This window comes from Paenibacillus sp. 1_12 (assembly GCF_900114475.1).
In the GTDB taxonomy this organism is placed as follows: domain Bacteria; phylum Bacillota; class Bacilli; order Paenibacillales; family NBRC-103111; genus Paenibacillus_S.
Genome location: NZ_FOTE01000015.1, coordinates 1 through 15,966, shown reverse-complemented (window position 1 = coordinate 15,966; position 15,966 = coordinate 1). Strand labels below are relative to the sequence as shown.

Genomic DNA, 15,966 nt, shown 5'->3' with positions numbered 1-15,966 from the left:
TCATTCATTGATATGAGTAATGGGGCGATATTTATTTTAGTAAATATGAAATTCCCAAGAAACTTTAGGAAAAATCTTTCAAGCTAGATTATAGTACAAGCTAAGATACTCTGATTATAGAGGGAGGAAATTCTAATGGGTAATAAAACAAGGGAATCATTTGTAAATACTGATACAATGGTTCATATGACTACGGTTTACACCAAAAGAGGTAGCGGTAAGTTAACAAAACGTTCGTTTAGTTTTGTAGTTAAAGGTATGTTAATCAGTTCGATATTACTTGGCGCTCTAGCAGTATGGTCGGTTAACACTTATGCAGCAACCGATCCATCTATCCCCCCAACCTCGCTCGCTACTCAACAGCTTAAAGCTAATTATGAAGATGAAGACGCTATAATAATGAATCTGAAATCGGCGGTAAAAGTGATAAAGGAAAGTGGTTGGAGCGTAAAGGCATTGACTTCTTTAATGGATCAGTTAACCCTAATAGAAAAAGAAATATTTGATGGTAATGGTTTTAAGTCAACAGGGGTATTAAAGACTGCGATCCTAGAGACTGAGGCAGTAGTTGTAAGTTATGGTGGTGATGGATTAATGACTCTAAAAGGAAATGACAATTCGATTCTAGAGTCCCTTAGGAGAATTAAAGCCAAACTTGGAATATCAACTACGTTGAATAATCCCCCATCGCCAGTTACTAAAAAAGGCGAGGTAACCATCGCTTCAGCCACTGATAGCACTGTCACCGTTTTCATAGATGGGGTTAAGCAGATATTCCCTCAATCTGCATTGATAATTGATGGTAGCACTATGGTTCCAATGAGATCGATATTCGAGAAACTGGGAGCTGAAATATCTTGGAATGGGGAAACTAGAACAGTTACAGCAATCAAGGGCGATACTATAATTAAATTAACCATTAACAGCGGTCAAGCCTTCATTAATGGGAAGTCAGTTAAGTTAACCTCTAAGGTACAGTCTGTCAATGGCAACACTATGGTTCCTCTCCGTTTCGTTAGTGAATCATTGGGTGGAGCGGTAAAATGGGATGGCAACACAAGTACAGCGTATATTACAAGTGCAATAGGAACCGAAATACAATCAGGTAATCCCCAGGTCGTTAACGGAATAAAAGTTAAGTTTGGTAAACATGATTATGCTTCGAAGTCTCAGAAAGAATATGATACCGTTTTACGGATTGTGAATGAAGCCTTAACCAAATATGATGAGTCCGATTTTGGTGGTGAGTATCAATCATATTATTATGAGTTCATAGACGGTGCCAGATGGTCTGGTGATACAAAGGATCGGTCAGATCGAAATAGGGGGCTTAAGTCTGCCGAGGGAAGTATTGGTGATTTGGTAAAAGCAGGCGTCAGCAAAGAGGAAATCGTAAAAGTAAGAACTTTAGCTTCGATAGCCTATAATTTACTGAGAGGAGTCACTGATCCGAAAGATGGCTCACCGAAATCGGCTTATGATGCACTTGCAGCATCCATACGCAAAACAGATTGCGATTCGGATGCAGAAGTCTTTTCACTAGTGTTTGATGCGATGAATTACAACACTATGATTGGTTCTAGTCCAAATCATGCTCAGATGTATGTAGAGATTGATGGAAATTGGTATTCAATAATAGCAGGTTCATTCTCCAATGCAGGTAGTAGTGCTGATATATACAAATTCCTAAGAGAAAATCCCGATCGGGGTATTCATACTCAACCAACCTTCGGGTCAGTGATCGGTAAATAGTCAATCCATAACAGGGACGGTGTCTATATGGCATCGTCTTTTTATTTTGTAACTGAAAATCAAGAGAAACGTTCAACTTTTACACATGGTTTACCAGATACCTTACAAGAACAAGCAACGACTGCTATTACAGCAGTTAAGCAAACCAAGATTAGCACAAGGGAGGAAGTAAGGAATGAAGAGGTTATTTAGCATGATAGTATTACTCGTCCTATTTGTATCTATGTATTCTGCTTCAGCATTTGCTAGTGAAGTCGAGAATAAAGGAACTCAAGAAACTCAAGAAATCCTTCAGGAAGTCCAAAGCCTAAATCAATCAACTGAGACCGAGCAACCCGCACAGACCACTCTACCCACTCAAGGAGGTGAAGTAGAAGCTAACCAATCTACAATTAATGAAGCCATTCAAATGACTGACAATTCTGAGAGGACTGTAACAGACGGTCTGCATGTAGATGTCTACTACTCAGCAGATAAAGGCATTTACATCCCCGAGTTCACATTAGAACTTTGGAACGTAGCAGCTAACAAACTGATCAGTTCCAATGTAGGCAACAGTCAGAATTTCAAAAATGGTAAGTACAGCCTGATCTTTAATCACCCAGGCTACAAGCTCGGGGATGAGTTTGCATTGGTATTAAAGAAGACTGACGGTATCATAGAGCAAATTGAATTCAATGGTATCAACGTTAAGGTAAACACCCACACCAAGTTCAGCATTGAATTCTTTGATTATTATGAAGGGTTCGAAGACGAGAAGGCTTTTCGAGATTTGACAGCCACCAAGCTCCACCCGATAGCTGCGATTTTGCAGACTAACCCGAATAAAGTCGGCTTACAGCTTCAATCTGAATCTGGCACTCCATTAAAGCATACTCCAATCGGTATCAAGCTACTAGAAGGAAAAGGTTCACTCCAAGCCACTTCTGACGACAAAGGTATGGTCTGGATTGATAGTAGCAAGCTAACGTGGAAGTTCCAAGTATCATCTAAAGGGAAGATTGCCAAGGATGGTATCAACGGTAAAGCCGAAGTAGTACTCCCGTCATCAGTAATAACAGGCTCCCAAAAGTCAGCTCTAAGCTTGCCAATCGTATTCTCAAATGAAGCATCGACTGGCAGTGTGAAAGTAAATCTCTCAACTGATGTTAACACAGACTTGAGTAAGTCGTGGGCAGAAGTAGATGTTTCCCTCTCGTCTGGATCAGGGGTCTCGAGCACTCATACCGTAAATCTCGACAGTACTACGATCTCTATCCCAGAAGGTAAATACCAAGTAGCAATAGTTAACGCCAAGTATGCCGAAGGCAAGGTCAAGTCCTCGACCGTAGTTGTAGCAGGAGGTATAGGGGGCATCGCTTCTGCAGATGTTTCTATAAAACCGAAGCACCAACTCGAAGTAAGCAAAGACGGCAAGCTCTACAACTTCTCCGTCATTAACGTGGACAAGGTTGCCCCCAAGCAGTACAAAGGTACTCAACCAATCAGATTTGCCGTAACACCAGGTGAGTCGTTCATGATTAAAGACAATGAGACTGGCAAAGTAGATACGGTAGCCATCGATGCCAACTCCCCGATTACGCGAGTAGTCTTAGGTGCAGGTGTGGTATTCGGAGGTTCGGCAAGCACTCCGCATACCGGGGATAATATTATCATGCTAGTCATCCTGTTCTTGTTATCTTTTATGGGAGGGGTTGTAAGCTTCATGATCTATAACAAAAAGCGAAAAATTTCATCACCTAAGATGTCAATGATGAGTATTTTATTGGCGGTTGCACTGATAGTCCCGCTTTTCGTTCCTTCAGGGGTTCAGGCAGCTCAGTCTGACGCAAACGTAGGAGGTACGGCACCTGCATCAGGCAACGCCAATTCATCGACAGCAGCAGGAACATTCCAGACCTCAGACAAAGTAGCGTTACTCCAATTCGGTTTCATCCCAAACAAGGTAAAGTCCAATGGTGATGGGGTATTAAGCCCTGGTTCGACGAAGGTTGATCTTGAAGATCCATTCAAATTCGATTTGGAAGATCTTATGTTCTACATGGCACCAAATAAGACTTCGGACAATTTATTCCGTAAGTCTGGTTCAGGCGTAATCACATTCGAGCGGGCTGGTACGAGCAGCAAGGTAAAGACGCTCTATGGAAATAACCCACTCTACCCAGACAGTCCACAAAGTAAAAGCCATGCTGAGCTGATGAAGCGTACCCTAAACTATGCTGATAAAGCTGCAAACGAAAGCACCAACTATTTCGAACAAATTATTGCTGATGTTCTTTACAACATAGCTCCAAACGATCCGAACAGATCACTTTCTGGTGAAGGCAACAAGAAAGTCATCGGAGACTCTTTAAAGGATATGATAGAGGATTACATCCTCCGTCATGGTAGTGGAGATAAGTGGGAGAAGTTGAATGCTGAAATTATTGGTAGTATGGTGTTCTCGGGGTATATGGATCTTATCAAGTCTCGAGGTATCTTGAAAGGTGAAGCATACACTGCATTTGAGCAAATGATGCGGGAAAAGTTCAAGAAGAACCAGTTAATCTTTTTTGCACAAACAGTAGTTGGAATCAGCGTCAAAGATAACCAAAGTGCTTACGAGCGGAACTACGCCTTCATGCCGATGCACGATGCAACTGATTGGTATTTATGGACAAGACAAGTGGCTCGTCCAACCGATACTGTTATAATGGGGTTGACAGCAAATCGGGAGTTCGAAGCCGTGTCTAAGGGAGGTTCAACAACTGCTGAGCAAGGTACCCAATCTCCATACAAAGAGAACGGTAACCTTCCCAATACGTTCCGTACCTATGCTAGAGATTACTATGCAAGAACATTAAAACCAGTAACTTCAAAAGTTCCAATGTCATCTGACGCTTCAGTCAACGGATTCGGGGGTTGGGGTTTTCAACCTTGGGGTTATGGGGATGGGGAAGCCCAGAAGAAACCTGCGATCACTGCTCAATTGAATGTAACACTTGTAGATAAAAACGGTAACCCAATCGAGAAGCCATTTACAGTACCAATCAACGGCTGGTCAGAAGATAGTCAAAAGTATCTTGGGGTTCTAGATCTTAACAATGAAGCTGACAAGTTGATTAAAGGTGGAATGACAATTGATTATAAAGGAAAGACATACGATATCGTTCCTGACAAAAATGCGAAATTCAAATTGGTGGATAATAAGGACAACGAGAGCATTAACAAGGTAGAGCTAACTAAGGACGCTGTTGGCAAAGATGGAATAATCCCTATTCCAAGCGTAGAGGGTTCGGATACTTGGGAACTTGAGTTGGGTTATGATACACCGTTACCACTCGATCTTCACAAGTATTTGGGAGGAGATGATTCATTAAGCAATTCTGTAACTGAGAACAAGTATGCGAGTACAGATGGTTACTCCAACGCTCAGATCACCTTGTTCGTCAAAGCCAGAGAAGACCTTCCAGGCGAGCCTATCCAATTGATTCATGATGTTCCTCAGTGGAGGCTCTCGAAGTATTGGGGTAACATTTCAGACAAAGGCACTAATAAGGCGAAGTTCAACTTATCCTTACCGATCAGCACGTTTACGAATCCTCAATTGAATCCATCAGGAAACACAACATTTAGTTTAATCGATCCAGATTTGAGTAAAACGCACTGGGCGATAAGTAAAGCGAAGTTGTTTAAAGATTCACCATCTAAAAACTTCTCGGTATTCAATCCTTCTGCTCAGTTTAACTTGGCTGGTAATTTACTAGCGGTCAGGGATAACACTTCGGTAGCAAACATTAAGTTAGCTTCATGGTTAAATAACTTCAACCTATTCGATGGTAGAATTACGTCAACAAGTATGGGTTCTGGCGAGAATAAGCCAGTAGTCACCAAGTCACACGTTATGCAGTATGGGGTAAAAAGCCCTTCAAAGGATTACACATACAGCGAAACAAGATACGATTGGGTTTCAACAGAGTTTGGCGGTTACTATGTGCCATATACATGGTCTGGAGCGGCAGCAAGCAGTTATCAAACGGCAGACTATGAGACAAGCGTGAACTTCAATCGGTACATTCCGAAAGATAGCTCAGCTCAGATGTCATTTGAGGATGTTTCGGACTCATCCAACGGAATGTTTTGGCAAGCTAGACAAGGTAAAGAAACCTTCAAGGTTAATCCAGAAGTTCTATACGCCTATGATGATGCGTCAGGAAATACCTCAGTCGCTTTCACCGCTGGTGATAAGCTTCGTGAAATCAAGCCAGTCAGCTACAATCTGGCTCGCTTTGTAAATGTTGATGTGAAGCCAACGGTAGTAGGGATGTCGGCAGCTACAGATGCATCTGCAAAAGCTTTGGCTAAAAAGTTGAACGCCGGAGATAAACAGGTCATCTACAAGGGCAGTGCTATCACAACCAACTTCGAAGTGAGTGGTGACCTTGAATTAAAGATATTTGCTCTTGATATAGGTTCTAGCTCATTGAAGAATGCTTGGAATCCATCAAGCACCTATTCAACAGATGCCATCAATGACAAATATTTAAGCGAGTACGCTACAAAAGATGCAGCAACTGGTAAATGGCAGGTAACATTAGATGCTAACGGCAATCTGGTCATCAACTCCAAGGACTACGGTGGTCAAACTGTTAAGTTAAAGGCAGACCAGAAGTCAGTGGATGTAAACGAATATACATTGGAGATCAGGGGTGGTAAGTTAATCGGGGTCAATGGCTCTCGAAATCTGAACAGCCTTTCAAATGAACTAAAGGATGCCTTAACTAGGATGAAGATTCTTGGTAACGACAACATTTTTGGTTCCTTCGAGAACGGCAGTGGTGATAAGTTGACTGAAAGTATCGTTGCAAGCCTTGGAAATAATGTTAGGGGTTCAAGCGACCTTGCAGTTGGGAAGGGCTTTTACAATGAGGATACAACTGTGCTAGTTGTTCGCGAGTACACTAACACATTTGCACTCCCGCTCGTGGGGTATGCAGACAAGATTCCTATGCAAATACCAGGACTTGAAGCTAACGGTGATAAAAATTTGTTCTTCAGTAAGGGATTCACTGGTCATACGAAGTTAAGTTTTAAAGTTGCTAATGTTGGTATGACATATGACAGCTCCAAAGGTGACTTTGGAGGTTCGAAGTCCATAGACTTCGTAGTCGGCAACGCTTCTGTACTGGATTCATTCCAATAACGTGATTTTCAAAGCAAATAAGTACTTGCTCTAACTGGAAGATGTCGAGGAAATCGGCATCTTCTTTTTCTTCACTTATTTCTATTCCCAAGTTATAGTTAACCAACATAATTTCTCAGCGATTAGGAAAGGGGTGATTTGAATGTTATCCGAGCAATTGTTGTATGAAGAATATCCTTGGTCTAAGCCTGTGATACCTGATATCAATCCATCTGAGGGGTTCTATGATTCAATACCTTGGGTTTTTAATCAGGCGCAGCTCGAACTGATCGACAAGATGTTCTCTGAAATGGAGGGCTGGTTTTCCGATCGAGGTTTACCAGTTGATATTGCAATCTATGAGGTGAAATTGATTTTTGATGACAGTCTCGAGGTCGAATTCCTCAGCGGCGCACCAGAGATTCGCTTGATTGTGAAAAGATACAAGCAGATTTTTAAGAAACTGGAATAGAGGTATTGATGAGGTGCTGAAAAGTGGCACCTTATTTTTATCCGCAGATTATTTTATAGCTCAAAATAATTTAGAATCTCTTTTTCGAAACTATTTATTGGAGGATTTCTACGATTGGCGAACTGTAAGCTACTTTGTGAGTGGTTCTGAGAGAAACGAAACAATACATAGAAGGATAATGAACAAAACAGAATTACTTCGAAGTCGAGAAAAAATAGATACCCTAAACAGAGATTTCTATCCACATTAGTTCGTCCCCATTGAAGGTTCCCCAATTTCATGTATTAGCTTCCTCCATTCGATCAGTCGAAAAATCTCACATTTAGAAAAATGCTCAATCTAGTTCAACAGTTCGCTAAAAACCACTCTCACCACTAGACCACACCTGACATCCAAATTATTTCTTGTTCAAAGAGAGAGCATTCTGCAGTTTTGATGATCCTTATATGGTATGAAACTTTTCAAGGGGCTATCTTGAGATAATTTTTGGGATATCGGAGCAGTCTGGGGCAATAAGATAAAGTCTCTCCAAACATTTCTTATTTCGAGGGTAAAAGTGATTCAACTTCTGGTATTAGATCAAGAGATGGGCTTATAGAAGAGCAAAGTCAACGTGAATGTTTCAAGTCGCTTGTTTCATTTACGAAGCTTTGACTTCAACTAAGCGAGGCGATTGTAATGAGTGGTAATCAAAGAGATTCTCAACATGACCTTATTTTAATGAAAGATCAAAAGCAAGCAAAACTGAAAGTGGAATGGAAAGCATCGGAGAAAGCTTCTGACAAAGAACTTACTGTTCTCAAGCAAAGTTATGAGGAGTTTTGGAAAGTTACGAACTGTCGTAGTAGGAGTATGGAATATCCTGATGGTGTAATCGTGACTAGTTTCATTTCTATAGAGTCAGATGGGACGTTTGGTGCGACCAAGACTTTTCCACTTCACGAGTTGGAGGATAACAAGACTTTCGGTGAAGTCCTTGCAAAACTGAAGCCATTTGCTCGTTCCATTGACCGCGAAATGTTGTCAGCGATGATCACCTATGCAGTTGAACTAAGAAAACTTGGTCAATTCAGGGAAATCGGTACTGAGGAACTGGATTCCATGCTTGGAGGAGCCTTTAACCAATCGAACGCTACTTCAACCCATCGTCAGTTCGAGAATAGTGTAATAGAAGAATTGAGTAACTATGCTTCTGTGATGAACGGTGGGTATGATCCAAAAATGAGTTTCGGTATCTTGTTAGACACACCAGAGTTGAAAAGGAAATTTGGAGATAATACCATAGGAGTAACGAAATACACGCTCATGGAACTCTTTGTATGGGGTGAAGAGCCGCCTGAGTTACGTAAAGATTACAAAAGTAACAGTTATGACATGAAGCTCAATAAGATTCTACAAGGCTGGAAGAACGCAAATCTACTTGTCAAAAAGACGGAGTACTATCGTCTGAACGAATGGATCAAGAATCCGTGCGATGGTGTTGAAAAGGAGCGTTTCTACATCATTGAGTGCCCTAGAGTTTATGAGTATATTGCCAAAGGTGAAGGTGTTGGTCGTAATGAGTAGTACCTTCATCTATGGGGGTAACAAGGTGAGGCATCTCCTCACCTTTCCTCCCCACAAAAAGGCGATTTCATGGGCTGACATGAATAGATTAATACAATCGGTTATTCCATATCCAGGTGGGAAAGCGGGATTGGTTTCTCGCATTGTACCACTGCTGGAATGGGTGGCAAGGCAGTACAATTTGCTTGGCTACATCGAAGCAACTGGAGGAGCATGTCGTTGTTTGTTGAACATTGATCCTACACTGTTCAAACATCGGATATATTCGGATGTAGATTATCCCTTGGTATGCCTTTGGCATGTGTTAGGTAACGAAGAACTCACAGAAAAGTTGATTAGAAAGCTGTCAAGGCAGAACTACAGCGAAGAAGTATTTAATAAAGCATTGGTTATCAGGAAACGTGACAACGAGTTAGCGAGGCAAGGTAGATTCAGGGAAACGTCTGAATACGTTAATGCAGCAGCTGACACTTTCGTAGTAGCCTGCCAAAGCTATGCTGGGGGTATGAAGTCTTATGCTAGGTCTGTTGTTATTGAAAAGCGCAAACTGTATTTCGAGCGGGTTCTCGGTCTAAGTCAATTTACTCGAATCCTTTCAGGAGTTGAGGTTATGCGTAAGGATTGCAGAAAATTGATAGAGGAATTCAAAACCCGAGAAGATTATTTGATTTATTGTGACCCGCCTTATGATCCTAAGGCAATGAAAGGAAATAAGCACTACGAATTCTCTTGGAACAGAGAGGATCACATCAATTTCCGAGACTTAATTAAGGATACCGATTCTTACATGGTCATCAGTGGTTATGCAAGTGATATCTACGATGAGTTAGAGAATAACGGTTGGCAGAAGGTTTTCTTAAAGAATAAACATATAGGAATGTCAGGGTCAAGTGATAGAGAAGCTGAATATATCTATATAAATTTTGAAATAAGTGATGAGTTAAGAGCTATAATCTCGTCAAGAGAAGAACCTACTTTTAGGCGGTAGATAAGTTTTACAATTACCGCTTGAACCGGTAATACCACAGGACTACTGGTTCTAATAGTACAGTTGGACAAGCATACGTACAAGAAATTGAATTGTAGTCACCCCGAATCGGTAGTTTTCACTCGATTTGGGGTAAACCGCCCTGAAAAGGCTCTTGTAGGCTTAATTCATCGATACTCCCAAGCCAGGAATAGTAACTATAGTACTCAAAACAGTGTCTATAAGCACAAACATGCTTCATTTCATTGGGTTTTGCGATTCTTACTGACAGATAGTTGTCGCAAACCCCTCTACAAACACAAATTAGCCCTATATCAGTCCTCGCAGTCAATTCGAGTATCCGTCAAAAGATGTAACAGTAGCTTCAGTACCTCGTCAAAGAACACTTCGATCCTTATTCCATGCGGGTTCCCTAACCAAAGTGTCGAAACCTGTCAGTAAGATTTCTAATATTGCCTTTTTGCAGCAAGATTCCTACTTCCTTACGAAGGCAGGAATCTTTTTGAGAGTTAAGCACCCTTGGAATGATATTTGGTAGTCTCGCAATTCCATAACTCGTAAATTTCTCGAATGGTAGCCTATTCCATTATTCTCCTGCACTCCCTTCCGGGGTTCGCTCTCGCTCGGCTTTCAAAAATCCCCCAAACAGCCATTCTCCCTATTAGTCGGTTATTCCCTCGTCCTCGCCACTTTCTTGTCTTACGATGGCGTACAGGTTCTTCACGTTATCGGTCGCCCTGTCGGTCTGTGGGGTATCTAATTTCTTTAGGTTTTATAAGGGTTTTCGGGCTTTTTTACTGTTTAAATATACCGTAAAAAAAGGTATTAAGTACTTGATTTATTACCTATACCCAAGGTATACTACCACTATAGTTAAAGCAAATTATTTACAAAAAAGTAAATTAAAAGCTATTGTAGAGAGATGAAATAGAAAGGATGATGACAATGTTAGCAACGTTCATGAGCTTATTTCTTCTGCCAATTATGTTACTGAATCTACCCTTGATGAAGATTGGTTTCGATGATGAGGTTCCAAGTCACCAGCGAATTACCGTTGGGTATGCTTTTCTTGTACAAGCAGGATTGATTGGGATTCTAGCAGTACTATTAAGTCTTTAATTTGCAAGAGTAATCATGAGCTTTCGTAAAGAACACTCTGGAATCAGGGAAGGTGAATTTCATGAAGAGAAAGATCGAAATGTGTTTTGATCCCGATCAAGATCGATGGTATGTAGAGTTGAACGGTCGGAACTTTGGGCTACATTGTGGTGAAGGCTTCGATCTTTATATTGGCGGTGAACCGTTCCCATGCCGACTAGAGATGGATCGTCATTACTACATCATTCTAAAGGATGTCCGTTTCAATCTTCGTAAATCGGACAAGTACATGGTTAATGTATAGGGATAAAGTAAACTAAATGGGAAGGGGGAAAGTTTATGGCTAAGTTGGCTTATATTCGCGCACAACGTAAACAAGAAATTGAACAATTTGAAGTAAGAGCCCAAGCTGATATGTTGTACATTGATTTGTCAGACGGATTTGGAATCACTTTGGGTGATTCACTTGGATCATTGCTCGATCAGCTTGGTAATGGGGACAAAGTTATTATCCGTCAATTAAGTGAAATAGCAGATACGGTATCTGAATTACGTTCATTCCTATCGACTTTGAGAAATAACAATGCAGAACTGGTATTACTGGATTCAGTTAGTAATGGTGTCCTCTCGGAGGAGGGGTATAAAACACTAGCTTTCGTCGAGAATTTCATAAAAGAGAAAGACAAAGTTAAACAAGAAAGAAGAAATATACCAGGTCGACCTGTTCAGACTTACCCACTAAACTTTCTTAACGTGTATACGAGCCACCGTAACATTGAGTTCAACGGATTGGAAGCGGCTAAGAAATTATCGATAAACTACAAGACATACCGTGAACTGGTTAAGGTTTTTGAATCGAAGGTCTAAATGTAGGAGAGAGAGGATGATGGGGGTGATGTTAACTTTTAGTTTAAATCCGACAATGGAGCGCATTACAGCTGCAGGTACTTCCGTAGCAATTGACAAGCCAGTTTATCTGTATACTCAATATGAGCGTGAAGGGATCAGCGAAGGCTTTGTTAAGACAGTTGATGGGAAACAAACAGAGAACAGTGTAAACGTGGGTGGATATGGTTATGCAGTCGAACGTAATACTAAGATGGTAATTGAAAGTCGTGAGGTTAGTATTCTTTCCGTTGAAGAAATAGAGAGTGGCTCTAAAAGCGGGGTTACAGAGACGGTATTTATGACAATTGATTTTGCTAACAATGAAGAATGGCTCGAAGAGTTGGATTTTGATGAAGAGGCTTTCGTTACAATGTTCGAAATGGTAGCCCATCAGATCTCATCAGAAAATGGCGAAGATCTTGTCAGCATCATAAAGCTTGCGCTAACTTCTAACAAAAAAATGATTATTCGTTTATCAGCCTTGAATGATGAGTATAGCCGTTTTGATGATCTAGTGAGTTTGCTTCGGGAAGATAAACCAATGCCATTTAAACTGAGTTTATCGGGACGCAAACGATTAAGATGTCAAAAGAAAGAAATTTCACCTGAGGAAAAAGAATTGATGATTCAAAGACGTTCGGAATCGTTGAGGTCGCTTGTAAAACCAGAGATGCTTAATCGAGTATTAAAATATCTAGAGAATAATGACTTTAAGAGCATGCTTCATACTCTACTGGATTACAAAGAACTGGGATATGCAGTGGGAATTAACGAGGAGTAGGGGTATTTCAGACAGAAATGTTTGAGGCTTGTCAGTAGAAAATATGTGAACACATGATATTAAAAACTGGGAGGGAAAGACAATGAAGAAAAACAATGAACATGTAAACGAAGTGACGTTTAGAGCCACTGGTCTGAGTCTTGGGAAGACAATTGAAATAAAGGATTCTTGGGAACCAAGTCAGAAGAAGATGGCTCAAGCATACAATCAAGCACTTGAAGTATTCCCAGGAGTCGCCCAGACGATATACGGGAACTACACAATATTCGTTCATCCGGAGAGTGGTGAAGCATATTGGTTCAACCATAAACTTTATTTAGCAACATATGAGTTAAATAAACTGACTTTAACTAAGAAGGTAAAACGTTCAACCTCGCTAGTTGTTTATGAAAATGGGGTATTCAAACCAACGGAAGGTGGATTCTTGTTAAATGGATACTCCAAAGCCGGTGGAAAAAACCAATATAACTGCATCAAACTTGGAAACAAACAGCAAGGACATTTTATACCAAGAATACACCAACTGGTTATTGTTATGTGTTTCGGTTCCGACATGGCAATTAATGCTTTAGGTCAAAAGGGTCGGTTGTTCGATATAAACCATATTGACGGAAACCCTAAAAACTGTCGTTTGGATAACCTTGAGATCGGGACGCAATCACATAACAAGGCTCATTATGAGATGTATTTAAGAGAGCGTCCATTATTGGTATTTCGAAATGGAGAAGTTGTATTTGCAGAGTGGTATCTTCGAAATATTGAAGGCGAGCATCTCGGTTCCTAATCGCCTGTAACGAATTGATGGGAAGATAGTTAAATGAAGATCTGGTGGTGTAACAGGATAATGATAAATAAGTGTGCAATATCGGTAACAGTTTAGCGAGACTCGTATCCAGAGATCTCGCTATTTTTCTGCTCATGTGGGTGTAGCTGGGACAATATCAGAAAAAATTGACTTACAGGTACAGCGGCGGATGTTTAATCACTTACTCGAATCGAAATATCGATGTTTTGTAGTCTGGTTCCCGAGTCAGGCTTGTGATGGCATTGACCCGCTGAGAGGGGTATTGCAATTGTTTCGGGTAAGATATTGAGTTTCTTACAATATGCGAACGCATAATTTATTGAAATAGTGAATTCCTTAGCAATGTCGTACGCAAAGTATTACTGAACTTGGAGTAGGTTATACAACCCGAACGCCTTTCTTAGACAATATTAGAGATAGTTATAATCACCGAACAGGCTTAATAAATGGCGTACGCAATGATTATAAAAGGGCGGAGTGTATTAGACAATTCGAACGCCTTATTTATAAATAACCGGAGTGTATTAGCAAGACCGTACGCAATATCTAATCTCCCTCGACTTAATAAAATGATGAGTATGAGTGACCATCGTTATATTTAACAGTATTTGAATTGTAGACCAGAGACTAGTTTTTCTGTCTACCCCTAATTGTGTTGCTTACCCCCGCGTTGATCCACATGTATCGAACTTACACTCTAGATTTAAGAAGCACGTATTTCTACAAATAACTTTAAATATCGCTCGATCAAAAAGCATTAGATCGAATGCCCCGATTTTGTTGATTTACCTCAAGTTGCCTTCATTGACCTACACCACACATTAAGTCAGATAGAGAAATTATGATTCCTGTAAAATGAAATATTTATTATTGAGCGGCTTTGAAATATGTCCTGAGAAATATCAACATACGGAGGAGTAGGGTTCATATTCAGCAGCGGAAACCAAAGTCAAAATTATAGTACTTACAAGTTTACTGTCTTAAAGCTGACCAAATCAGAGTATAACCCTTTTGGCTCAGCTCCTATTTCCCTTGTCCCCTCTAGGGTTTTGCTGAAAATCGGGGAGCCTACTGTTTCACTTACATCAGTGTTCAGCCTTTCTTCTTGTCAATTGATTGATGATTAAGAGTTTGGCAGCTCAACTATGTTAATTTTTGTCGTTTTGTGCCGTTTTAGTTCAAGGTTGAATTGTGAAATTATGAAAGGATTTGATCCAATGGTGAATAAGAGAAATATGCTGTGGTGGCAAATAAAAGATGCTCTGGCTTCTATCGAGGAAAATCTAAAATTCACCGAAAATGACGTGGACGTTAGAGTACTAGAACTCCAAAAGTTGAAAACCGTTGAGACTGTTATCATTTCACTAGGACATCTTAGCGACACAAATGAGATTGCAAAATTGAAGTATCAGTTGTGGTTAAACAAAGGAATTAATCCAAGGCAGACAGCAAATTCGCTGGGCATCTCAGTCGGTGCATTACGAGCGAAGATTCTGCACTTTGATTACAAGTTAAAGAAGAAGGTTGGAGGATTCACCATAGAATCGATAGTTGCCGCAACATCGACAGAAGAACTCGAACAAATAATGAAACAGTTTGTGGAGATCGTCAGTACTGGTAAACCGTTATGAGTTATAACTCGGGTAAAGATAATTAGAGATAGAGAGGATGTTTCAAGATGCGAATCATATTTCCGAAGAAGTTGGCACTTGCAATTAGACAGGTTAAAGAAAGCTTTCCAAAGGACGGGCTAGAGGAGATACAAGTAGAACAGAACAAACTGGATGCTCTCATGGAGATCGTTCGTTATGTAAACAAGATGGACTACATTAAAAGCAATACTGTGAAGGAGAAGTTTTCTTTTTTCCTTCGCAATAAGTACAGCTACAAGTTAACAGCAGATAAATTCAATGAATCCCATGTCAACAATATTGAGGTGATGATATCAAGGGTATCTAAAGATTTGGAGCGTATGGTCGGCAAGGAGATCATTGAGCTAATCCTTGCAGGTAAAGTATCTGAGGCAATGAAAGTATTCAGAGCAGGAACGATGTCTGAGCCCTCAATGTGGTATTTCTTGCCGGAAGTAGTGAAGTATTTACCTGAACCGAAATTTGAGATGTTCACTACAGTAGATGAATGGACCTCAGTCAATAGATTGGACACATAGAATCGAGAAAGTTACACAGTTTTACGGTACGTACGTTCGTACTGATCTGGCGTTAAATAGCCAATAGACGAATGGATTCTTTTGCGGTTGTAGAAGTATTCGATGTATTCAAAAAGTTCACGGTAAGCTTGTTGCCGAGTCTTGAATTTCTCTAAATAAATGAGTTCTTTCTTCAGCACGCTATGAAACGATTCGATACAAGCATTATCGTAACAGTTGCCTTTTCGGCTCATACTCGACTTGATCTCGTACGTTTTCAAACGCTCTTGGTAGTCAACAGAAGCA

At 40.4% G+C, this 15,966-nt stretch carries 13 protein-coding genes; 12 read left to right on the top strand and 1 reads right to left on the bottom strand.

Going from position 1 to position 15,966, the window contains the following annotated elements:
• Window positions 1-135 precede the first annotated feature (135 nt).
• The 12 genes from BM210_RS25365 to BM210_RS25310 all read left to right on the top strand — a co-directional run bounded on the left by BM210_RS25365 (window position 136) and on the right by BM210_RS25310 (window position 15,681).
• Entirely contained in the window at window positions 136-1,752 is a 1,617-nt protein-coding gene (locus tag BM210_RS25365) for a stalk domain-containing protein (RefSeq protein ID WP_091174869.1), read from the top strand.
• Between the two features lie 27 nt (window positions 1,753-1,779).
• Complete coding sequence (locus BM210_RS34950) at window positions 1,780-1,944, top strand: hypothetical protein (RefSeq protein WP_177237991.1); 165 nt, start codon at window positions 1,780-1,782, stop codon at window positions 1,942-1,944.
• Window positions 1,928-6,934, top strand: coding sequence for a hypothetical protein (locus tag BM210_RS25360; RefSeq protein WP_091174868.1), 5,007 nt, complete (start codon window positions 1,928-1,930; stop codon window positions 6,932-6,934). The genes BM210_RS34950 and BM210_RS25360 overlap by 17 nt, the downstream gene beginning before the upstream one ends.
• 142 nt (window positions 6,935-7,076) lie before the next feature.
• On the top strand, window positions 7,077-7,385 hold the full coding sequence (locus BM210_RS25355) for a hypothetical protein (RefSeq protein WP_091174866.1): 309 nt from the start codon (window positions 7,077-7,079) through the stop codon (window positions 7,383-7,385).
• Between the two features lie 678 nt (window positions 7,386-8,063).
• Window positions 8,064-8,951 carry a hypothetical protein gene (locus BM210_RS25345; protein ID WP_091174863.1) on the top strand — a complete coding sequence of 296 codons (888 nt, stop codon included), beginning with the start codon at window positions 8,064-8,066 and terminating at the stop codon, window positions 8,949-8,951.
• Window positions 8,944-9,939 carry a DNA adenine methylase gene (locus BM210_RS25340; protein ID WP_218184969.1) on the top strand — a complete coding sequence of 332 codons (996 nt, stop codon included), beginning with the start codon at window positions 8,944-8,946 and terminating at the stop codon, window positions 9,937-9,939. The genes BM210_RS25345 and BM210_RS25340 overlap by 8 nt, the downstream gene beginning before the upstream one ends.
• 1,180 nt (window positions 9,940-11,119) lie before the next feature.
• On the top strand, window positions 11,120-11,341 hold the full coding sequence (locus tag BM210_RS25335; RefSeq protein ID WP_091174860.1) for a DUF5348 domain-containing protein: 222 nt from the start codon (window positions 11,120-11,122) through the stop codon (window positions 11,339-11,341).
• 35 nt (window positions 11,342-11,376) lie between these two features.
• Complete coding sequence (locus BM210_RS25330) at window positions 11,377-11,904, top strand: hypothetical protein (RefSeq protein WP_091174858.1); 528 nt, start codon at window positions 11,377-11,379, stop codon at window positions 11,902-11,904.
• Between the two features lie 16 nt (window positions 11,905-11,920).
• The gene (locus BM210_RS25325; protein ID WP_143101095.1) at window positions 11,921-12,706 is read left to right on the top strand and encodes a hypothetical protein; all 786 of its coding nucleotides are present in this window, start codon (window positions 11,921-11,923) and stop codon (window positions 12,704-12,706) included.
• An 82-nt stretch (window positions 12,707-12,788) separates the two neighbouring features.
• Window positions 12,789-13,490: an HNH endonuclease gene (locus BM210_RS25320; protein WP_091174855.1), complete on the top strand. Its 702-nt coding sequence runs from the start codon at window positions 12,789-12,791 to the stop codon at window positions 13,488-13,490.
• Window positions 13,491-14,710: 1,220 nt separating this feature from the next.
• Window positions 14,711-15,142 (top strand): hypothetical protein, encoded by a 432-nt coding sequence (locus BM210_RS25315; protein ID WP_143101094.1) that lies wholly within the window; start codon window positions 14,711-14,713, stop codon window positions 15,140-15,142.
• Between the two features lie 47 nt (window positions 15,143-15,189).
• Window positions 15,190-15,681, top strand: a complete 492-nt coding sequence (locus BM210_RS25310; RefSeq protein WP_091174853.1) for a hypothetical protein — start codon at window positions 15,190-15,192, stop codon at window positions 15,679-15,681.
• A gap of 11 nt (window positions 15,682-15,692) precedes the next feature.
• Here BM210_RS25310 and BM210_RS25305 read toward each other — a convergent pair.
• Window positions 15,693-15,966 (bottom strand): IS3 family transposase (locus BM210_RS25305; protein ID WP_143101093.1); only part of this gene is annotated, 274 nt, incomplete at its 5' end.